The following is a 23,241-nucleotide window of genomic DNA, read 5'->3' on the forward strand; positions in this document are numbered from 1 at the left end:
AATTAAAAATCATATGAAAATTACACGTAACCATTTAAAGCGTTATGCTTTAATATCTTTTTCATTAGTTGCTTTAACGTTTAACTCGTGTAAAGAAAAACCTAAACAAGAAGAAAAAATACAACCCGATGCTTTTGCAGCTGCGGATAAAATTGTTGAAAGCATTAAAGTTTTAGATTTTCCGGATCGAACCTTTAATATCCTAGATTTTGGAGCTGTTCCTGACGGTACAACATTAAATTCTGATGCTATTAAATCAGCAATTGACAGCTGTAGTCAATTAGGTGGTGGCAAAGTAATTATTCCGGCCGGCGATTTTTTAACCGGACCAATTGTTTTAAAAAGCAATGTAAATTTACATTTAGAAGAAGGTGCTAACGTACTGTTTTCAACTAACCATGACGATTACCTACCGGTTGTTCATACATCCTACGAAGGTGTAGAACTTATGAACTACTCCCCTCTTATTCGTGCTTATAAACAAAATAACATTGCGGTGACTGGTAAAGGTGTACTTAACGGGCAAGCCAGCAATACCAATTGGTGGCCCTGGTGTGGTAAAGATTCTTATGGTTGGGTTGAAGGTGCTCCCAAACAACATGATTCTATCAATTTACCTTCTTTACGTGAAATGAACGACAAACAAACACCTGTTTCTGAACGTGTTTTTGGTAAAGGTCACCACTTACGTCCTACGTTTTTTGAACCTTTTGAATGTAAAAATGTATTGCTTGAAGGTGTAACCATTACTAATGCTCCATTTTGGGTTATTCACCCGTTAAAAAGTGATTATGTTCGCATTGATGGTGTTACGGTTAGCAGCCACGGACCAAATAACGATGGTTGCGACCCAGAATATTCTAAAAATGTTCATATCACCAATTGTACTTTCGATACGGGTGATGATTGTATTGCCATTAAGGCCGGAAGAAATAACGATGGTAGACGCGTAAACATTCCTAGTGAAAATATTGTCATAGAAAATTGCTACATGAAAGATGGTCACGGTGGTGTGGTTTTAGGTAGTGAAATTTCAGCTGGTGTTAGAAATGTTTATGCCAGAAATTGTAAAATGGATAGCCCTAATTTAGATCGTGCCGTACGTATAAAAACCAATACACTACGTGGTGGCTTTGTTGAAAACCTGTTCGTAAAAGACATTCAGGTGGGTCAGGTAAAAGAAGCTTTATTAAGAATTAATCTTCACTACGCAATTTATGCTAATCAGGAAGGTGAATTTATGCCAAAAGTAAATAACATTCATTTAGAAAACATCACTGTTGAAAACAGTGGTAAATACGGTATTTTAATCAAAGGACGTGAAGAAGAAATGGCTATCAAAAATGTGTCACTTAAAAATGTTCATATTAAAAATGCAAAAACGCCGCTTTCGGTTGAATTCTCAGAACCTGTTATCTTTGAAAACACAACCATAAATGGTGAACAATATTAAATCATTCAAACAACATCCAATCATGAAAAAAATAGCAATTTTACCAATTGTCTTATTAAGCCTTATCTCTTGTAAAGAAAACAAATCTCAACAAAAAAATGAAAAAGAGGTCGTAACTGAAGTAAAATCAATACCTAAAACATATGCTGAAATTTCAATTGCACAAGGCGGGACATGGGTTGATGGACCAAACGGGCATGAAGAATATAAAGGAGGTACTTCTTTTAAAAATGTAGCTGAACTGCAACTTCCTGAACAGCACACCGACCACACGTGGTATATCCGTTACGAAGGACCGGGTTGGGAAAACGCACAGGTAGGCTACCGTTTATATTTAGACTGGCGAAATGCTATTGACATTTATGGAAAAAAAACAGATTCTTTAGTATTACCTTATGTTGGTCAGGATGGATTTGATTCTTATCACCATGATGCGCCTTGGGGCCAAGATATTTTAAAAGCAGGAAAATCTATGGGTATTGGTGGTTATGGTCGCGTTATGGCCGACACAATGGTACATTTCCAAAAAGTACAGGATACGAAGGCTAAAATTACAAATTCAGATACTAACTCAACTATTGATATTATGTACACAGGTTGGGAATCAGGAAAAGACAACATCGATTTAAAATCGAAGTTAACCATCTACCCTGAAGACCGATACACAAAAGCCGAATTAACACCATCAAAAGCTATCGAAGGCCTATGTACAGGAATTGTAGACCATAATGTAAATTTCCATAAAAAAGAAGGTGAAACTTGGGCATACATTGCAACTTATGGCGTTCAAACTTTGGCCGAACCAGCCGATAAATTAGGTATGGCTTTATTCTACAAATTAAATGAAGTTGTCGAACAGAAAAAAGGGGATTACGAACACTTGGTTATCTTCAAGCCAACAACCGAAACAGTTACCTATTACTTTTTAGCTGCCTGGGAACAAGAACTAAACGGTATTAAAACCGAAGAAGATTTCGTAAAAGATTTAGACAGCAAATTAGCGGCATTAAACACCACAAATTCGATAAAATAATTATCATGAAAACAACAAAATACATTGCGCTTTTTACATTAGCATTAGGCTTATCAGCCACCTCTTGTAAAGATGCAAAAAAAGAAACCTCTCAAGAAGAAGCTACAGCAACTGTTGAAAAAATAGTTCCTGAAAATCTAAAATGGTCTGAACGTATGATGCTTTCTGAAATTCACCGTTTTCCGGAAGCTACCAAATTAGACTTCGCCACTCGTGCTCGATGGACGTATACTCCTGGTTTGGTTTTAAGCGCTTGTGCACGTGTATATGAAGCTACACAAAAACAAGAATACTACGATTACATTTACGATTATGCCGATACTTTAATCGATAGTACTGGAACCATCGACACCTACAGTCTTGAAAAACAAAATCTGGACATGATTAAGTCTGGTGATGTTTTACTGTTCTTATACCCAATTACGAAAGAAGAGCGTTTCTTAAAAGCAATGGAAACTTTAGATAGTCAGTTAGAATCGCAACCAACAACTTCTGATGGTGGTTACTGGCATAAAAAAATCTATCCATACCAAATGTGGTTAGACGGACTTTATATGGCGGAGCCTTTCCATACAAAATACGCTAACGATTACATTCAGGATGAAGCAAAAAAAGAAGAAATCTATAACCATGTGGTACTTCAATTCGATTTAATTCAAAAACATAGTCGTGATGAAAAAAGTGGTCTTTTATACCATGGTTGGGACGAAAGCAAAGAACAACAATGGGCAAACAAAGAAACAGGGAACTCACAACATTTCTGGTCTCGTGGTATGGGATGGTACGGTATGGCCATGGTTGATGTGTTAGATCTTTTACCTGAAAATCATCCAGGACGCGAAAAAATAATCAAATACTTAAATCAATATGCTGAAGCTGTAACTAAAGTTCAGGATGAATCTGGATTATGGTGGCAAGTGCTTGACCAAGGAGACAGAGAAGGCAACTATTTAGAAGCAACAGGAACAGCGATGTTTACCTATACATTCGCGAAGGGTGCACATAAAGGCTACTTACCGGAAAAATATTTAGAGATTGCGAACAAAGCTTATAACGGACTTTTAGAAAATCTAGTTACTGTTGATGAAAACGGTGTAGTTAATTTAAACCAATGTTGTGCAGTTGCTGGATTAGGAGGAAACCCTTACCGCGATGGTTCGTTTGAATATTATATAGGTGAAAAAATCCGTGCCAACGACCCTAAAGGAACTGGACCATTTATCATGGCCAGCTTAGAACTAAACAAATAAGCCAATAACCTAAACTAATTTTAATGAAACTACCCATAATAGCAGTTTCTTTATTTTGGGCATCGCTACTGTTAGCACAAACCGAAAAACCTTACGTTTCTCAGGTCTGGGTTGCCGATAATGGCGATGGTACTTATAAAAATCCAATAATATATTCTGATTATTCAGATCCGGATGTGGTAAGAGTTGGAGACGATTATTTTATGACCGCCTCCAGCTTTAACGCCACGCCGGGTTTACCAATTTTGCATTCCAAAGACATGGTAAACTGGAAATTAATAAACCATGCTTTACCACTGCAAGTACCACTGGACACCTTCAGCATTCCGCAACATGGCAATGGTGTTTGGGCGCCTTCTATTCGCTATCATAAAGGTGAAATTTATATCTATTGGGGCGACCCCGATTTCGGAATTTACATGGTTAAAACCAAAGATCCGTATGGCAAATGGCACGACCCTGTGCTGGTTATGGAAGGCAAAGGTTTAATTGATGCCTGTCCGCTTTTCGATGATAATGGTGATGCCTATTTGGTTCACGCTTACGCGGGAAGTCGTGCCGGAGTGAAAAGTTTGTTATCCGTTAACAAAATGAATCCTGAAGGTACAAAAGTACTGGATCCTGGTATTCATGTGTTCGATGGTCATGAAAACCATGACACCGTAGAAGGATCTAAATTTTATAAACGCAACGGCTATTATTATATTTTTGCTCCAGCTGGTGGTGTAGCTACGGGATGGCAATTGGTGCTACGCTCGAAAAACATTTATGGCCCTTACGAGGAAAAAGTAGTTTTAGAACAAGGAAAAACTGAGATTAACGGCCCGCATCAAGGTGCATGGGTTGATACGCCTGATGGAGAATCCTGGTTTTACCACTTTCAGGATGTTGGCCCTGTAGGTCGAATTGTTCACCTGCAACCTATGACTTGGGAAAACGACTGGCCGGTTATGGGGAAAGACTTAGACGGTAATGGTATTGGCGAACCGGTAATGTCTTATAAAAAACCAAACGTTGGCAAAACCTACCCTATTGAAACCCCTGTGGAAACCGATGATTTTACTGGCTTTAATATTGGTTTGCAATGGCAATGGAGTGCGAACAATAATGTGGTTTGGCATGCTAAATTACCTGGTAACGACTACTTAAGGTTGTTCTCTATTAAAGTCCCTGAAAACGAACCAAATTTATGGATGGTTCCAAACCTGTTACTTCAAAAATTTCCTGCTCCCGATTTTTCAGCTGAAACTAAAATTACACTGCACCCCGAAGAAGCCGAAAGCGGAAAAACGGCTGGTTTAATTGTTATGGGAATGGATTATGCTACCCTTAGCATTTCTCACGACGAAAAAGGATTTTTCATAAAACAAACTGAAGCTATCAATGCGGTTAAAGGCAGTGAGGAAAAGGTTAACGACCAAAACCGTATCAAATCCAATTACGCCTATTTTAAAGTTGAAGTATCAGGACCAGATAGTACATGCCAGTTTTACTATTCTGAAAATGGTAAGAAATTCAAAAAAATTGGCAAGCCTTTTAAGGCTAGAGAAGGTAAATGGATAGGCGCAAAAGTAGGTCTGTTTAGTATAAGTACGCAAGAAGCAAAACGCGGTGGTTATGCCGATGTCGATTATTTCAATATTACCAAATAATGATAAACTTATCAATAACTAAAAAAGGGTTAATTTGTTTAACCCTTTTTTGTGCTTCCCTTTTAAAAGCACAACAGGCCAATACAATTACAGAGCAAAACATTTACAACGGCATAGAATTTAATATGCCAAAAGTAAAAACAACTCAATTTCCAGATTACAGTGTTAACATCGCTAATTTCGGAGCTGTTAATGATGGGATTACAAAAAACACCAAAGCTTTTGAAGAAGCTATAAGTACAGTTAATAACAACGGAGGAGGTTCGGTAATTGTACCACGAGGTATTTGGCTTACAGGACCTATTATTTTTAAAAGTAACGTTAACTTGCATTTAGAAACCGGAGCCGTAATTGTTTTTAGCAAAAATTTCGACGATTTCCCACTTGTAAAAACGAGTTTTGAAGGCCTTGAAACGGTAAGATGCATCTCCCCTATCACCGCAAATAATGTTGAAAATATTGCCATTACTGGCGAAGGTATTATTGACGGAAGTGGAGATGCCTGGCGCCCGGTTAAAGCTTCAAAAATGACCGAAAGCCAATGGAAAAAACTTGTGAATTCTGGTGGTGTGCTTTCAAAAGACAAACGTATTTGGTTTCCTTCGGAAGGCGCTCGAAAAGGTTATGAGGGGACTACAAACTTTAATGTTCCGGATTTAATCAACGATGCCGAATTTCAATCTATTAAAGATTATTTACGTCCTGTAATGGTAAGTTTAGTAAATAGTAAACGTATCCTTCTTGACGGACCAACGTTTCAAAATTCACCTGTATGGAATATTCATCCGTTAATGAGCGAAGATTTAATTATTAGAAACCTAAAGGTTAGAAACCCTTGGTATTCCCAAAACGGAGATGGTTTAGATTTAGAATCGTGCAAGAATGTGTTAATTTACAATAATACTTTTGATGTTGGCGACGATGCTATTTGCTTTAAATCAGGTAAAGATAAAGATGGGCGCGACCGTGGCATACCAACCGAAAATGTTATTGTTAAAAACAATGTGGTGTATCACGCACACGGCGGATTTGTTATTGGAAGTGAAATGTCTGGCGGTGTAAAAAATGTTCATGTGTCTTATTGTACTTTTTTAGGAACCGATGTTGGGCTGCGTTTTAAAAGCACACGTGGTCGTGGTGGTATTGTGGAAAACATTTATATTTCCAATATCGATATGATGCATATTCCAACAGAAGCCATCCGCTTCAACATGTTTTATGGCGGCAACTCTCCTGTTCTTGAAGAAGACCAGAATGCCGACGATGAAAAACGCGATGAAACCCTGGTTCCTGTAACCGAAGAAACACCTTCGTTCAGAAATATATTCATGAAAAACATTAAGGTTTCAGATTCTGAAACTGCCGTATTTTTTATGGGATTACCTGAAATGAATCTTAAAAATGTATCGATTGAAAACGCTGTTTTCGAAACTAAAAAGGGGATTACTGCCATAGACTCAGACGGTATCAATTTAAAAAATGTTACTGTAAAAGCATCAAAAGATTACGCACTAACCATCTACAACAGTAAAAATATAAATGTGGAAGGTTTGTCGTTTTCAGAAAGCCAGTCTAACATAAAAATATTAGGTAATAAAACTGAAAAAATTCAGTTTAACAAAAACAATATATCAAACCCAGTACAGCAAATAATTCAAGGGAAAGAAGTAGATAAAAAAGCTGTAAAACTAAAATAATTGAAATGAAAAAAAGAATGTTTTTTTACTGTGTTTTATTAACGAGTTGTATGATTTATGCACAGGAAAGCATGAATTTATGGCCAAAAGGCAAAATGCCCAATTCTAAAGGATTAACCTTAGAACACATAGAAGAACGTGAACGCATTACTCAGGTTTCAGAACCTAAACTTCTCATGTTTTTCCCGCCAAAGGAAGAACAAAACGGTACTAGTGTTTTAATTCTGCCATCTGGTGGCTATCAAAAATTAACTTATAATCTTGGAGGTATACAGCTAGCGAAATGGTATAATACACAAGGTATTACGGCTTTTGTTTTATTGTACCGCTTACCAAATTCGCCGGACTTAATTGTTAGTGAACAAGGTCCTGTACAGGATGCTCAACGCGCCATGAAAATCATTCGTCATAATGCCAAAGAATGGAATTTAGATTCTAATAAGGTGGGCATTTTTGGATCTTCGGCTGGAGGTCATTTGGCTTCAACCATTGCGACACACATTACCGATTTCTCCGCAATTGGCGACGACATGGATAACGAAAGATTTATTCCTAATTTTATGGTATTAGTCTCTCCGGTTATCAGTTTAGAGACCTATACTCATGAAGGTAGTAAAACCAATTTTTTAGGAAAACACTGCACATGGATAAACATTCATTATTATTCTAACGAGCATCAGGTTACAGCTAACACACCGCCAACCATTTTATTTCACGCCCAAAACGATGAAGCCGTAAACCCTATGAATAGCATTCTGTTTTACCAGGCCATGTTAAAAAACAATGTAAAAGGCTCCCTTCATATTTTTCCGAAAGGCGGCCATAGTATTGGCATTTATAACGCCTCGGACTTAACCGATGAATGGAAAACCATTTCAACCAAATGGTTGAAAGAAATGGAATTTATAAAATAACAACAACACTAAACGATGATGACTATAGCTAAAAACTACATTTTTAAAACATGTATAGGTTTATTAACCTTTTCCTGTTTTATGTCTTGTAATACTGAAGTAGCGATTACTAAACCGTCGGAAAATATACTTTGGTACGACAAGCCGGCAAACAATTGGAATGAAGCTTTACCTATTGGAAATGGTAGAATTGGCGGTATGCTATTTGGTGGTATTGAAAACGATAGAATAAAACTTAATGAAGAAACGGTTTGGGCCGGAGAACCCGGAAATAACATAACGAAAGATTACTATCAGGATGTTGAAAACATTAGAAAGTTACTTTTTGACGGTAAATATGAAGAAGCTCAAGAATCCGCGCTTGAAGTATTTCCAAAAAGCACTCCAGAGGACAATAATTATGGTGTTCCTTATCAAACCGTTGGTAATTTAAACATCACGTTTAACAATCTAAATAACCCAACAAACTACAGACGAGATTTAGATATTGAAAATGCTGTTTCCTCAGTAAGTTACACCTCTAATGGCGTAAACTTTAAAAGAGAGTACTTTGTGTCTTTTCCTGACCAGGTTATGGTTATTCACTTAACCGCCGATAAGCCAAAACAACTAAACTTTAGTTTAGGTTTAAATTCTCCTCAAAACACACATATTGTAAAAACTGAAAATGGCGCTTTAAAATTAACCGGAACGGGAGGTGATTACGAAAATAAAACGGGAAAAATAAAGTTCTCTACTTTGGTTTATCCTAAACTTACGGGAGGCGATCTTATTACCAACGAAAACACATTAAGCATTAAAAATGCAGATGAAGTAACTTTATTAGTAAGCATCGGAACAAACTTTAAAAACTATAAAGACCTTAGCAATCTTCCAGATAAAATAGCTAACAACTACTTAGAAAAAAGCACAAAGAAAAGCTTCAAAGACTTGAAGGAAGATCATATTGAAGATTATCAGAATCTGTTTCATCGTGTATCACTTAAATTAAGCGAACAGGTTAACGATTCTATTCCGACAAACAAACGTCTTGAACAATTTGCCACACAGGAAGATTTGTCATTAGTCTCTCTATATTTCCAATTTGGACGCTACCTTTTAATTTCAAGTTCAAGACCAGGTGGACAACCTGCAAACTTACAGGGTATCTGGAACGACCGTTTGTCTCCCCCATGGGACAGCAAATACACGGTTAATATTAATACTGAAATGAACTATTGGCCCGCCGAAGTAACCAACTTGTCTGAGCTCCATGAACCTCTATTCTCCATGTTAGAAGATTTAGCCGTTACCGGACAGGAAAGTGCTCAAAAAATGTATCATGCTAAAGGTTGGAATATGCACCACAATACAGATATCTGGCGTGTAACGGGCATGATTGATGGCGGATTTTATGGTTTTTGGCCAATGGGAGGCGCTTGGTTAAGTCAGCATTTATGGCAACATTATTTATTTACAGGCGATAAAAAGTTTTTGGAAAAATACTATCCAATTTTAAAATCGAATGCCCAATTTTATGTAGATGTATTACAACGCGAACCGGAAAATGACTGGTTAGTGGTTGCACCATCTATGTCTCCTGAAAACAAATACATGGGAGGTGTCGGCATTACCTATGGGACCACTATGGATAATCAGTTGGTTTTTGATGTGTTTAATAATACTATAAAAGCTTCGGAAGTATTAGAAATTGATTCCGAATTTACAGATTCGCTTAAAGTTATGAAAGCGCAACTACCTCCTATGCAAATTGGCAAATACGGACAGTTACAGGAATGGATAAAAGACTGGGATAGACCTGGAGATAAACACCGTCACATTTCGCATCTATATGGCCTGCACCCTTCTGCTCAAATCTCGCCATTTAAAAATCCAGATTTATTTAAAGCCGCCGAACAAACTTTAGAGTTTAGAGGGGATATTTCAACGGGATGGTCTATGGGTTGGAAAGTGAATTTTTGGGCGCGTATGCTTAACGGAAACCGCGCTTACCAACTCATTAAAACGCAGCTTACTTTGGTGGAAGATGGTACGGAATCAGGAGGCACATACCCAAATCTTTTTGATGCGCATCCTCCATTTCAAATTGATGGAAACTTTGGTTGCACCGCCGGAATTGCAGAAATGCTTATCCAATCGCACGATGAAGCATTACACCTGTTACCTGCACTACCTGATAACTGGAGTGAAGGCCACGCAAAAGGTTTGAAAGCAAGAGGCGGATTTGAAGTCGATTTGACCTGGAATGCTAATCGTGTAGAATCGGTTAAAATCACATCTACATTAGGAGGTAATCTAAGATTAAGAACCACTGAAACTCTGGTGAATGATGATGGTAATGAATTAACTATCGCTACTGGTGAAAACCCGAATTCGTTCTACCAGACACCATATATTAAGCAGCCTTTAATTTCTGAGGAAGCCGAAATAAAGCCATTGGAATTAGCTACATATCACATGTATGATATTCCAACTAAAAAAGGAAAAGTGTACGAGTTTCATATTAAAAATTAAATCGGATGAAGTCTTCTGTTTTATTTAGCATCTTATTTCTTTTGGTTGTATTTAATTCAATGGCTCAAAAAAAAGAGGATTATAAACCATACAACATAGAGAATACATTTGTAAAACTAAAAAAGGATTATCCGGATATTACACCAATAACGCCTTTGATTTCTAACGATGTCGTTTATTGTGAAAATGTAACCTATAAAAAAACAGAGACTTCAAAATTAAAGCTGGATGTATACAGACCAAAATCTAATAATAAAAAAGAAACCTATCCGGCTGTTTTACTCATTCACGGTGGTGGCTGGCTGGTAGGCAGTAAGGAAAATCAGCGTATTATGGGGCAGCACCTGACTTTAAATGGTTATGTTGGTATTCCCGTAAGCTACCGTTTAGGTTTTGAAGCTCCTTATCCTGCAGCTGTTAATGATTTAAAAGATGCCATTATATGGGTTAAAAAACATGCAAAAAAGTATCACATTAACCCTGATAAAATTGTAGTTCTAGGAACATCAGCTGGGGCACAGCTAGCAACGCTTATTGGTGTGACGCCCAATGCTTCATTGTATCATTCAAATTCTAAAATTTCAAATGAAGTACAGGCTATTGTGAATATCGATGGTGTTGTGTCATTTATTCATCCTGAAGCTGCCGCCGAATCAAAACCCGGAAAACACTCCATGGCTGGTATTTGGTTAAATGGTGAAAAAGATGAAAATTTCAACCTTTGGAAAGAAGCCTCTCCTTTAGAATATATTGGAAAGAACACCCCTCCTACACTTTTTATAAACAGTTCACATCCTAGATTTCACGCTGGAAGAGACGATATGCTTCATATCCTGAACCAGCATAATATTTATAACGAAACCCATACCTTACCAGGCAGTCCCCACTCCTTTTGGTTGGTAAACCCTTGGTTTGAAACCGCACTCAACTATACCGTTAATTTCTTGAATAAAGTTTTGAACTAATTCAGTTTATACTTGAATCAACTCAAGAGATCGTTGTATTAAATTAACAACCTAAAAACGAACCTCTTAATCTATTCAATCCTGACAAAAAGCAGAATTTAAAATTTGTTAAAACCATATTTTTTCATACATTTATGCAATCGATTACAGTTTTAGAATTTCTTATATCAATTTAATATGTAGAAGATGCAAGGCACTCTCCTATATCTTAACAAGACCATTCTTACTTAATTGACGAACTAAATTAATTTTCACCAACAAACCACAACTAAACTAAATGAGACATGAAACAAAAACTATCCTTTATTTTTGTTATTTCATTGCTTTGTGCTGCCTTTATGGCTCATGGGCAAATTACAAACTCCGTCACTTACGACTTCACTGATGGAACTATAATAACCAACCAAACAAGTGCTGATGGAAAGCTTACTTTAGGTGGTACTTATATTTATCATGGCACCTCCTACGGATTGGATCTAAAATTAGGTAACGAGATTAGCATTAATGTTGATGGCAGTTGCACCATTCGCTTTTTGGGCTCTCAATATTCAGGCCTAAATATGGTAGGAACAGCCGTTACAACAGGAGACTTAGGTGAACAAGTCACAAAAGTTGTTAATGACAAATCAGACACCTATGATTTTGTTTATTCTGGCCCAGCTGCAACCTTAAATTTCAAGACAATTGCAGGGACCGGTAACGACACGTATTTACCAAGTATTGAAGTGATTCCTGTACAACTTGGCAAGGACTTCCCTACTGCCGAAAAAAACATCGCTTATAAATTCGATTTAAGAGATGAAAGTATCATACCGAGCACCTACCCTGGTAATGTATATGAATTAGGCTTATTTAAAATTGATGCTGGCTGCTGCAACGCATATGCATATCATGGTACGCAACACGGCATTCAATTTAAAGATGGTAATATGATTACTTTACAAGTTTCTGGAAACAGTTATATCAGATTAGCAGGAGATCAATATTCAGGAGGAACTATAACCGCTACCAGTAGCACAGGAACTTTCGACATATCGTCACAACCTCATCAAACCGCAACAACTTACCCACAAGGAGCAGATGGAGGGCCATGGGTAGACTTTCTTTACGTGGGCACTGCGGGTACTGTAACATTAACAAATACAGGAAGTACAAGCTATCTTCCTTATATAGAAATTTCTCCTGTACCTTATGAAGTCTCATTAACACCATGGGTACAAAAATCAGGAACCGTAACTATTAATGGGACTGAAATTGGCTTTACCTCTGGTATAGATGATGGTAGTAATGCCACTATTACGTTAAATGAGGGTACCGTTATTAGTGCTACAAACGAAGCTGCTTCTGTATTAATCAATCTGGCTGGTCAGGAACTTTCATCATATACTCCTGCTGTTACAGGAGATATTGCATCAGCTACTATTTCAGGTGATATTTTAACTCTGAATTTTACAGACCAAGCCAGCAACCCAACGTCATTCCAGATAACAATATCAGATAACAGTTCTTCTGTTACAGCCGAGCCTGGCACATTATACACATATAATTTTGCAGATGGGTCTGAAATACCGCAAACTTCATATTCGTCTCTACGGTACTCTACGTTTGTAACCAGCGACGGTATTGTTACCATTAACAGTAATACAACTACCGAAAGTTCTAAATTCGGATTTCATGATGCCACACATGGATTGGTTGCTTTTCCGGGGAATTCATTCGATATGGTTGTGGCAGGTAATGCTACCATTAGCTTTATTGTTGATATCTACGGAAGTGCCACTGATGCTGTTTTTGAATTTACCGACGCAGACTCCAATGTTTTAGGTAGTATTGCCGCCCAAAACATAGGCATTTCTGATGCTTTTGCCTCGAGTTTTTCATATACAGGACCAGCTGGAAAAATTACTGCAACTTTAAAAAGTACAAACTTTCCAACTGCCGAAATCTATCTTCATGGTTTAACTATTGAAAATGCAGCCGCTATCAATCCTTCAAACGGATTACCGGATGTATGGGATTTTGGAGCCGTACAGCTTGATGACTCACAATACAACAACAAACTTACCGAAGACGCTATTAATGCCTGGTATGATGCTTCCATTAATCCAGGAACAGCTGGTGTAACATTACCATCTTTTACAGCTGGTGTACTCAGTTGGGTAGGCGGCTCATCGGACCGATTAAGAACCTCTAATACCAACTTAAGTCGATACGATGAAAACTTATCTGGAGTTAGTGAATACACTGGAAGAATTTACGTTAATGCCACAGGTGCTACGGGTCGCTATTTAAGTATAGCACTTAGCGAAGACGACGAACTTACTATTTGGGGCTTATCACAAAATGGAAGTGGAAAACTTCATTTTGAATATGTTCCGGATCCGTCTGCCCAAAATGACATTGTTGACTTACCAGGAACACTTACAGAAATCAACTTTGTTGCTAAAGCTGCAGGAACCTATCATATTTATGATTCAGCAGATAAACCAAGCTATTATCATATTGTTCGTAAAGATGCTACTTACTTATCTCTATCGGGTGCCGTAGACACTTCAATGGCGACCGATATTCCTTCTGGCTATAGCATTCTATTCACTAACGAGGCAGGAAAAACCTGGGAAACGTTGGTAAACAATGGCAATTATCAGCTTGATTTACCTGTAGGATACACGTACGAGATGAGTTTAGCTAATGCCAACGGCTACATTATTTCTAATGGCACGAGTTTAAGTATTGATGAATCTACAACCGCATACAATATTTCAATTCAAAAAGTAGATTTATATAACGTAACCGGAGCAATCACTGGTTTAGATTCAAACATAACTAGTCTTAATCTAACATTTACACCAGACCCAAATGCTAATACTGTTTTTACTCCTCAAGTAAATATTGATACCAATGCAGCTACCTACACTGTACAACTTGAAGCTAATTTAGAATACACGATTACTGCTGAAGGCGTTAATGACTATTTTATTCCTTTAAACACAGTCACCATTCCTGCAAGTGATTCAGCCCAAGACATTGCTTTTGAGGCCAAACCAACCTATGCCGTTACCGTAGAAACGCCTGGTTTAGATGCCGACCAAAAATCTAAACTTTCCATATCTTTTGAAAACTTAAACGAAACTGGTTACAGTTATACATTTAATGATGTGAGCACAGTAACTTTAAGAAACGGTGTGTATGCCATTTCAACTTCAGGATTAGATGAATACCCTATAGAGCTTGCATTAACCTCTAACTTAGAAATTAATGATGCCGCTCAAACCAAGACATTAACATTTAACCCAGTTAGCAACTGGCCTTTTAACGATGCGGACATCACTACAAGTACTTTATTTTATAAAGGGTTATCGTTTACTGGAACAGCGGGCACAATAAAAAATGAAAGGGCAAAAGGGCATTTATCATGTACGGCCGGAGGAGAAATTAACGTGCCTCTTCAATTTGGTGAAAAAATGATTGTAACCTATTATTATGCAGCTAACTTCTCTATTGATGGCGGAACCGCTATTACAACAAGTAGTGGCAGCACCTCTCAGTTTGAATCTGTAGAATATAAATATACAGGAACCTCAGCAGGAACGGCAACTATCGCAATTTTAGCTACGACCTACATCACCAACATTCAGGTTGTACCAGTTGTAGATTACAATCCAGAATTACGAGTTGGAGTTGATAAAGATTACCAAACTATTAATGGTGCACTTAATGCCATTGCCAGAATGGATCGTCCGAATAACGAACGTGTTACCGTATTAATAGATGCAGGAAATTACGAAGAAATGGTGGTTATAGATAATCCAAATATCTCCCTTAAAAACGCTTCACCTGAACCAAGTATTGCACTAAAAAACAAAGGTGTTGATATCGATGACAATGCGGTTAGAATCACATCGTATTACGGTTATGGATACAACTACTTTAGTCAAGGAACCGATAATAAATGGAATGCTGAAGCTTTAGCTGTTAACAAAGAAAATGGTTACCAGTTATACACTAATGTTTCAGGAACCACCAATGCATCATACTGGAATGCAACTTTAGTTGTAAAAAGTACAGGATTTATTGCTGAAGATATTATTATTGAAAACTCCTTTAACCAATATATTTCTAAAAAAGAATCAGAAGATATCGTTGAATTAGGCAACGGAAACAAAGGTGTTAGACCAACGGATTACGGTAATACTAATGTTCAGGATCGCAGTTTTGTTGAACGCGCTGCAGCCATAGGTATTGCTAATGGTGCCGACCAAGTTATTTTAAACAAATGTCGCATTGTTGGAAGACAAGATTCTTTCTATGGTGGCTCCAATTCACGTGTTGTAGCTTACAAAGGCGCATACATGGGTGCAGTAGATTACATTTTTGGAGGAATGACTGCTGTATTCTACCAATCAGATTTTGTATTAAACACAAGTGATGTGAGTAGCGACGCCGCATACATTACTGCTGCTCAACAAGGAAGCGGAAGAGGGTTCTTAATGTACGAATGCAACGTCATTTCAACCATTCCGGGCATAAATACGGCTTCTTCACAAGGTGCGAAACCAGGATACTTTGGAAGACCTTGGCAAGCCACCACCAGTGAAGTTGTTTTTTATAAAACCAATATCGATGTCTCAACTTTTAATGGCTTCGAGGGAAAATCTTTAATTGATGCTGAAGGCTGGAGAAATACTTTAGGAGGCGAATCGGCTTTAATGTACGAATACGGAAGCATTGAAAAATCTGGAGAAGACAACAGTGCTAATCGCGCATCATGGTCTACAATTTTAAGCTCCTCTACTTTAACCGACGGTACCGAAATCACAACTTTTAATTTTACCAAAGGAAATGATGACTGGGACCCAATCCCGACGTTAATTGAAAATGAAGATAGCGATAACGACGGTGTTGCCGACGCTGTTGATAACTGTATAGACACCTACAATCCTGATCAAGCTGACATGGATAACGATGGTATTGGCGATGTTTGCGACGATAGCGACGGTGATGGTTTAGTAGATAGCGAAGATAACTGTCCTAATTCAACTGAAGGGGCTAACATCGATGTCTTTGGTTGTGAAGTCTTTGAACTTCCTGCCGATAATTATAGCATTGTTACTACGGCTTCAACCTGTAATGGTGGAAATAACGGTTCTATAAGTGTTAGTGCAGCTAATACCAACTACACTTATAATGTTAATATAACCGGAAGTGCAAACTATACTATGACACTTTCATCTTCTAACGATTTTGCACAACGAGTTTCTGAATTAGGAAGCGGAACATACACAATTTGTATAACCATAGAAGGTATAGACGATTACGAGCAATGTTTCAACGTAACCCTTAATGGTCCGGAGCCACTCACCACCTATTCAGTCGTTAACCATGATAATAACACAATCACTTTAACGATGTCCGGAGCCTCTGTATACCATATCGAACATAATGGAAAAACAACATCAACCAGTAAATCTGAAATTGTTCTTGAACTTACTTCAGGAACCAATACCGTTGCTGTAACAACAGATGAAGTTTGTCAAGGAAAATTCTTCGAACAAATATTCGTTTCAGAAAGCATTTCGGCATATCCTAACCCTACACGTGGTTATATTCAAATTTATGTAGGAGGAACAGACGACTCGGTAAATGTTGGATTGTTTGATATTACCGGAAGAAATCTTCTTTCTAAATCTGAAAGCATCCCTTCAAACAGAGTTATAGAACTTAATATTTCGATGATGAAATCAGGATCATACCTTCTGTCTTTAGATGGTAAAACCGTTAAAAAATCAGTTAAAATCATTAAAGAATAATCAACGATGAAAAGCATAAAAAATATATTTAGTTTTAAAATATTAATGGTTTTAACAACCATTGGTTTACTAACCTCCTGTTCTGATGATGAGGTTAGCAAAACCTATACAAGTACCCCTGGAGAAGCAGCATTATCACTTCCTTTAAACAATCAGGAATGTGAAGTTGGTGATATTATTGACGATAAAGCTGATGTAACCTTTAGTTGGGAACCGGCAAGCGATACAGAAAAGTACAATCTTACCATCACCAATTTAATTACACGTAATACAACTCTTAATATTGGTTTAACCGAAACCTCAACAACAGTTAAACTGTTAAGGGGGTACCCATACGTTTGGCAAGTAACCTCAAGAAATTCAGGAAATAAAGTTACTGAATCTGAAGTTTGGAAATTCTATTTAGCTGCCGATGGAGAAGAAAACAACGTGCCAATCCCTGCTACACTGGTTAGTCCGCTTTCAGGCGCTACTGTTAAACCGGAAGATGGAAAAGTTACTCTTACATGGGAAAGTCCGACCACCGATACCGATGGTGATGACTTAACCTTTACAGTATATGCTGATACCGTTGATGGAAAACAAGAACCCCTTGAAGCCTGGAAAGACATTACAGAAACTTCAATAGAAATCGACGTTGAACAAGATAAAGTTTACTATTGGCATATTGAAGTAAGCGATGGTATTAACACTTCAATAAGCACCACCTACACCTTTAAAACAGGTGATGCCGATTCGAATGCCTTAGAAGGAACTATTGTAAGTACAGCACAGGAACTACTTGATGCTGTAGCTATTGCTGCACCGGGACAAAAAATTTATGTTCACGGAGGGGATTACGCTTTCAGTTCGACAATTGAGTTAACAAATAGCGGAAGCTATGGTAATGAAATTTCTTTATTAGCACATCCTGACGATGTAACCAGACCCAAATTTGATTTTTCGGCAATGACTGAAAGCTCTTCAAACCGAGGTATACAACTTAGTGGATCTTTCTGGTACATTTATGGTATAGATGTTTACAAAGCAGGAGACAACGGTATGTATATTGAAGGCAATAATAACCTAATTGAATTCTGTACATTCAGTGAAAACTCGGATACAGGATTACAATTAGGTAACGGTGCTTCAAACAACACCATATTAAATTGTGATTCATTCTACAACGCCGATTCTACATTAGAAAATGCTGATGGTTTTGCCTGTAAATTAGATGCAGGAACAGCTAATAAATTTATAGGATGTCGTGCTTGGCAAAATCTTGACGATGGTTGGGATGGTTACCTAAGAGGAAACGATAATATAACAACTACCTACACCAACTGTTGGGCATTTAAAAATGGTATATTAAAAGACGGTTCTGTTGGAGCTGGAGATGGTAACGGTTTTAAAACCGGAGGTAGTGATGATAAATTACTAAAACATAATGCTATCTACAAAAACTGTATAGCCGCAGGTAATGTTGTAGACGGATTCGACCATAATAGTAACAGAGGAGATATCACGCTTTACAACTGCTCTGCTTACAGTAATGGTAGAAATATAAGTTTCAGCAGCACTAATATTGCAAATTCCTTAACCATAAAAAACACAGTAAGTTTAGATGGTACCAATGGCGATAGCCTGAATGCAACAACAACAGACATTACAAACAACAGTTGGCAAAATGGTATCACCACCGATGCATCAGATTTTGTTAGTCTTAATATGGACCTATTATCGACAGCTAGAAATGCCGATGGAAGTTTACCAAATATGGACTTTATGAAACTTACTACCGGAAGTGATTTAATTGACGCCGGAGTAAATGTTGGATTAGATTTTACAGGTACTGCTCCTGATATAGGTGCCTTTGAAAAGTAATTTTTATAAAAAAGTCGCTTTTTACAAAGCGACTTTTTTTTTTGACTAACTCAAACAAAACTTAAATACCGTGCTTCGCTTTCCAAGCACTATATTCTGTACTTATTAAATTTTTTGCCCAGGTACCATACCAGGCATAACCATTCCTTCTTTCATATGATATCTCAGCGATTGTTTTTCTTGGGCCACCTCCTTGAGGATCCGTATCTCTACTGCAGAAAAATGGCTCGTTAGGATTGAATGCATTAAACATGGATTCATACTGATCTCCTGTGTAATCATCTAAGGTGTAGAATCTTGCCCACATCACGTTTCCCGGAGATTCAACTAAAACTTTATCGCCATTTACATCCTGTAAAGCATAACCAACAATTTTAACTGATTCAAACCAGGCTACCGCACCATTGATGGCGTTAATAACTTCCGCTGATGGACTTTCTAAAGTCATAAGTAATTTTACAACGCCAACAGACTCCGACCCGCTATTTGATGCCAATTCATAAGATCTCGCCATCTTTGGTTTTAGGGTCACCGCATCATGTTGGGCGCACCATGCCGTTTTTATTCCGTTTATAACCACCTGACTTTGTAAAATAACATCAATACCTTTATCGAAAGCGGTTTGTGCTTTACTGATGTAACTATTATCGATTAAATCCAGATTATTTTGCTCTAGGAAGATATCACGCATTAAATTCATTACATTACCCATAGCATTGTCATTATAGGTAATATATCTACTATACCCTGATTCTAACGGATAAACCTGAGGCCATCCACCGTTCTCATATTGCGCCTCAAAAACCCAATCAATACCTCTTACTGCAGCTTCCAAATAGTCGTTATTAGCAGAGGCTTGGTAAGCATTTAATAATATTCTTATTTCGCCTATCGTATGGTTATTATCAATGGTTGTATCTACTTTGTCTTTCTTAGATGCTTCTGTTAAATCCGCAGACGTTTGTTCTCTATCATATCCAGAAAAATCATTATGGTATTTTGGCCATCCTCCATTATTACGTTGAAATAACAGGACATTTTCAGCTTTTGCTATTTTTATTGAAACTCCAGAAATATTTACATTTAGTTCTCCTTTAATACCACTACCATCAATGGCTGTAGCTATTACATTAACCGTTCCGTTTTTTTTAGGCGTAAGAAGCCCTTCTATATTAATTTCAGCCATTGAAGTGTCGGAAACAGACCAGACAACAACTTTATTAGTTGCGTCATTTGGTAATACAGTAACGGAAAATTGTTTTGCCTGACCATCGGTAATATCACTACCTGAAATGCTAATGCTTTCAACTAATACAACCGGACCAGCTACGCCCGAAATTTTAACCGTTTTTTGTGCAGATAAGCCAGAATCATCATTGGCTGTAGCAGTAATCTGAACTGTACCATTGTCAAGTGGTGTTAAAATACCATTGTCAGAAATTAAAGCGATAGATTCATCAGATACTGACCAGGTTACCGTTCTGTTGGTAGCATTGTTGGGTAAAACAACGGTGGTAAATTGTTTAGCTTGACCATCGGTAATATCACTTCCGTTAACTATTACAGATGTTACAAAAATAGTTTTATTCTCATCTACAGCTTCGCTGTCACTACTACATGCGTTTAGGGCAAAAAATCCTAAAGACAAAACTAATAGTCTCTTTAGTTTTCTCATTAATATGTGGCTTATTTAGTTTGGTTGACAATCAAATACAATCGATTACACAATATTAAATAATAAATATAATTAATAAAAAATTTTTAACTAGAACTTTCTGTAAGTGTTATAGAAATTCCATTGGAATCTTCATCAGTATAACCAATTCCTGGGCTTCAATTGTATTTACAAAATTATAGTTCTTATATACAAATCACACGTACTCCGAATAAAGTGCATGTGTGTATCGTTTAAATTAAATAATCCATTTTAAAACATGGGCTGTAACCCCTCCCATTTTACGTTCCATTTCCCGTTCTTTGGAAACCCAGGATTTTCAACCGTATTCCCGTCATAACCAGCACACATTAATGCAACTGCCGAAAGAACACCGCCATTGCCAGGCAAATACAAAGTTAATCTTGGTGTTTGGTAATTATGTCCACCCGGCAAATATGTATTGGTTACTTCATCTCTCAGCAACGCTTTTATAGCATCTTCCGGTCTGTTAAGTCTGGTTGCTGTCATGGCTTCCAGAGGAAAATCCCAACCCCAGGTATGGTCCCAGTGCCAAACGTCATCAACCATATCGAAGGTTTTATTCATAATCGAAGCATCAACAAAACCCGTATCCGGTACAAACCCTAAAGCCCCTAAAACAGCTGGATGATCGATGGTATGTTCGCTTGTTGCTGAATAGGAATTTGGTACGCTTTCGGCTGCAAGATATACATCTTCACTTTGAGCCAATGGCGATAATTTATCAATTACTTTTTGCCATTCCGGGTCTCTTCCCATATCTAAACGTTCACGCCATTGTTGTGCTTTTTCTAAAGCCCACTTCCAATACGACAGTTCAAAAGGTGGATTGTAAGTTTCCATTTTATTAAAGCATTCCTGAGCAGGAATAACCCCTTTTCCTAAAATATAGCGGTCGTTTTCCTTATCGTAATTCGGGTACGACGCCATAAAATCGGCTGTAGAAAATATCAATTTTTGATATTTCTCTAAGTTTTCATTTGTTGGATTATTTCTATAAATCAACTCAGCAAGATAAATCACATGCGGCTGTTGCCAAATTAAAAACGACCCGACATTAGACGGCGCTTCATCAGCATTATGATCGGTCATTTTTTGCCAACGCACGCCTTTATAACCTTGTCGTTCAGCAATAAGTTTGGCTTTATCATAAGCATCAAAATACCAGCCTATGCTTTTCTCCAAAAATTCAGTTCTTCCCCATAAGGGATAATGCGCACTGTGCCACCAATACATTTCCATATGTGGTTTCCCAAACCAACTGTTATAGGTTAACCCTGTTTCCTGAACCGGATAATGCCCCGCACATTGCGAGCGCGTTAAATATTGTGAAAGTACTACGCGTCGCTCAATTTCAAAAGCTCTTGGATCGGTGCACTCCGAAAAATCAACCGCACCACCCGATTGCCAAAATGTCTCCCAAGCCGCAAGACTATGCGTTTCAACTTCAGTAAAATTCAAAGTCTCTTTTGGCTCTTCCGAACTAAACTCAACAGCTACCTCAAAACTATCTTCAGCTTGTGGTTGAATGGTAAAATAATGGGGAGCCACCTCAGTTACACTTCCTTCTGCATTTAAGGAAGCCTGCACCGAATAGACATCATTATCTAACTTTCTGCTAAATGTAAAACTCTTATCAGACTCTTTTTTTACTGTGGTTTCATGTAAATCGTTATGTTCGTAATTCGTTCCTCGATCGGAAAATTCGTTAGTTGGATACGGAAATCTGAATTTCAATTTAATTCTGCCTTCATTAACCAAAGGAGACTCTACTTTAGCAGCAATGGCATCTTTTTCTGAATCACCATAAGTTATCACTTTAACCGGAATGCCTTCAATGTTAAACTGGCTCTCAATTTTCCCTTCCCATAAATTCAACTCCTGATTGATATCTTTTAAATCTTCTGGAAAAGCTAAAGTTCCATCAGACTTTAATATTTCCAGACCTACATTCCCTAACTGTAAACGATGAGGGTTTGCTCTGAAATAATCGGCAGCATCATTCTTACGCTCATCTTCTCTATTTTGGATTGCATAAAGCGCATCCGGATTTCCGTTAAAATTGTAGCCTTTTAACGTTTCATTAAACCCATAGTTTTCAGTATTTGGGAACGTGTGCCACCCCCACTCTGATTGCGTTCCTAAAGGCACACCGTTTTGATAATATTCTGGAAAAGACTGCAATCCTGTAACATCTACCGTAAAGGCAAACTCTCCATTTCCAACGTTTAAAGATCCCAAAGTATCTACTTTGGTTATTTTAACATTATGCCTTGCTACTACCGCCTTACGGTCTATTTTTTCTTTTAAAGACTCCGCTTTTTCTTTACATGAACACATTATTCCGCAAACAAAAGTTAAGAGGTAAATCCAGTTGCGTTTTTTCATTTTATA

Annotated in this window: 12 protein-coding genes; 10 read left to right on the plus strand and 2 right to left on the minus strand. The window is 37.6% G+C overall.

Annotated features, from left to right (window positions below; translation table 11 throughout):
- Positions 1–13: 13 nt before the first annotated feature.
- The 10 genes from R1X58_RS03850 to R1X58_RS03895 all read left to right on the plus strand — a co-directional run bounded on the left by R1X58_RS03850 (position 14) and on the right by R1X58_RS03895 (position 19,151).
- Positions 14–1,453, plus strand: coding sequence for a glycoside hydrolase family 28 protein (locus R1X58_RS03850; protein WP_240572037.1), 1,440 nt, complete (start codon positions 14–16; stop codon positions 1,451–1,453).
- Between the two features lie 22 nt (positions 1,454–1,475).
- Complete coding sequence (locus R1X58_RS03855; protein ID WP_240572038.1) at positions 1,476–2,486, plus strand: DUF4861 family protein; 1,011 nt, start codon at positions 1,476–1,478, stop codon at positions 2,484–2,486.
- Between the two features lie 5 nt (positions 2,487–2,491).
- Positions 2,492–3,736, plus strand: coding sequence for a glycoside hydrolase family 88/105 protein (locus R1X58_RS03860; RefSeq protein WP_240572039.1), 1,245 nt, complete (start codon positions 2,492–2,494; stop codon positions 3,734–3,736).
- 23 nt (positions 3,737–3,759) lie between these two features.
- Entirely contained in the window at positions 3,760–5,388 is a 1,629-nt protein-coding gene (locus tag R1X58_RS03865) for a glycoside hydrolase family 43 protein (RefSeq protein ID WP_240572040.1), read from the plus strand.
- The gene (locus tag R1X58_RS03870) at positions 5,388–7,085 is read left to right on the plus strand and encodes a glycoside hydrolase family 28 protein (RefSeq protein ID WP_240572041.1); all 1,698 of its coding nucleotides are present in this window, start codon (positions 5,388–5,390) and stop codon (positions 7,083–7,085) included. Before R1X58_RS03865 ends, R1X58_RS03870 begins: the two co-directional genes overlap by 1 nt.
- Before the next feature lie 5 nt (positions 7,086–7,090).
- Positions 7,091–7,999, plus strand: a complete 909-nt coding sequence (locus tag R1X58_RS03875) for an alpha/beta hydrolase (RefSeq protein WP_240572042.1) — start codon at positions 7,091–7,093, stop codon at positions 7,997–7,999.
- 81 nt (positions 8,000–8,080) lie between these two features.
- Complete coding sequence (locus R1X58_RS03880; RefSeq protein WP_240572043.1) at positions 8,081–10,513, plus strand: glycoside hydrolase family 95 protein; 2,433 nt, start codon at positions 8,081–8,083, stop codon at positions 10,511–10,513.
- Positions 10,514–10,518: 5 nt separating this feature from the next.
- On the plus strand, positions 10,519–11,478 hold the full coding sequence (locus R1X58_RS03885; RefSeq protein ID WP_240572044.1) for an alpha/beta hydrolase: 960 nt from the start codon (positions 10,519–10,521) through the stop codon (positions 11,476–11,478).
- A 284-nt stretch (positions 11,479–11,762) separates the two neighbouring features.
- The gene (locus R1X58_RS03890; RefSeq protein WP_240572045.1) at positions 11,763–17,288 is read left to right on the plus strand and encodes a pectinesterase family protein; all 5,526 of its coding nucleotides are present in this window, start codon (positions 11,763–11,765) and stop codon (positions 17,286–17,288) included.
- 6 nt (positions 17,289–17,294) lie between these two features.
- The gene (locus tag R1X58_RS03895; protein ID WP_240572046.1) at positions 17,295–19,151 is read left to right on the plus strand and encodes a right-handed parallel beta-helix repeat-containing protein; all 1,857 of its coding nucleotides are present in this window, start codon (positions 17,295–17,297) and stop codon (positions 19,149–19,151) included.
- A gap of 61 nt (positions 19,152–19,212) precedes the next feature.
- Here R1X58_RS03895 and pelA read toward each other — a convergent pair whose 3' ends face one another.
- Positions 19,213–20,826 (minus strand): pectate lyase, encoded by a 1,614-nt coding sequence (gene pelA / locus R1X58_RS03900; protein ID WP_240572047.1) that lies wholly within the window; start codon positions 20,824–20,826, stop codon positions 19,213–19,215.
- A gap of 252 nt (positions 20,827–21,078) precedes the next feature.
- Positions 21,079–23,235, minus strand: a complete 2,157-nt coding sequence (locus tag R1X58_RS03905) for a hypothetical protein (protein ID WP_240572048.1) — start codon at positions 23,233–23,235, stop codon at positions 21,079–21,081.
- Positions 23,236–23,241: the final 6 nt, after the last annotated feature.

This window comes from Aestuariibaculum lutulentum, from assembly GCF_032926325.1.
GTDB lineage: Bacteria > Bacteroidota > Bacteroidia > Flavobacteriales > Flavobacteriaceae > Aestuariibaculum > Aestuariibaculum lutulentum.

Bases quoted from the DNA above. Each gene is read 5' to 3' on its own strand.
- R1X58_RS03865 (WP_240572040.1), top strand. From the start codon at position 3,760: ATGAAACTACCCATAATAGCAGTTTCTTTATTTTGGGCATCGCTACTG.
- R1X58_RS03855 (WP_240572038.1), top strand. From the start codon at position 1,476: ATGAAAAAAATAGCAATTTTACCAATTGTCTTATTAAGCCTTATCTCT.
- R1X58_RS03860 (WP_240572039.1), top strand. From the start codon at position 2,492: ATGAAAACAACAAAATACATTGCGCTTTTTACATTAGCATTAGGCTTA.
- R1X58_RS03880 (WP_240572043.1), top strand. From the start codon at position 8,081: ATGTCTTGTAATACTGAAGTAGCGATTACTAAACCGTCGGAAAATATA.
- R1X58_RS03850 (WP_240572037.1), top strand. From the start codon at position 14: ATGAAAATTACACGTAACCATTTAAAGCGTTATGCTTTAATATCTTTT.
- R1X58_RS03875 (WP_240572042.1), top strand. From the start codon at position 7,091: ATGAAAAAAAGAATGTTTTTTTACTGTGTTTTATTAACGAGTTGTATG.
- R1X58_RS03885 (WP_240572044.1), top strand. From the start codon at position 10,519: ATGAAGTCTTCTGTTTTATTTAGCATCTTATTTCTTTTGGTTGTATTT.
- pelA (WP_240572047.1), bottom strand. From the start codon at position 20,826: ATGAGAAAACTAAAGAGACTATTAGTTTTGTCTTTAGGATTTTTTGCC.
- R1X58_RS03905 (WP_240572048.1), bottom strand. From the start codon at position 23,235: ATGAAAAAACGCAACTGGATTTACCTCTTAACTTTTGTTTGCGGAATA.
- R1X58_RS03870 (WP_240572041.1), top strand. From the start codon at position 5,388: ATGATAAACTTATCAATAACTAAAAAAGGGTTAATTTGTTTAACCCTT.
- R1X58_RS03895 (WP_240572046.1), top strand. From the start codon at position 17,295: ATGAAAAGCATAAAAAATATATTTAGTTTTAAAATATTAATGGTTTTA.
- R1X58_RS03890 (WP_240572045.1), top strand. From the start codon at position 11,763: ATGAAACAAAAACTATCCTTTATTTTTGTTATTTCATTGCTTTGTGCT.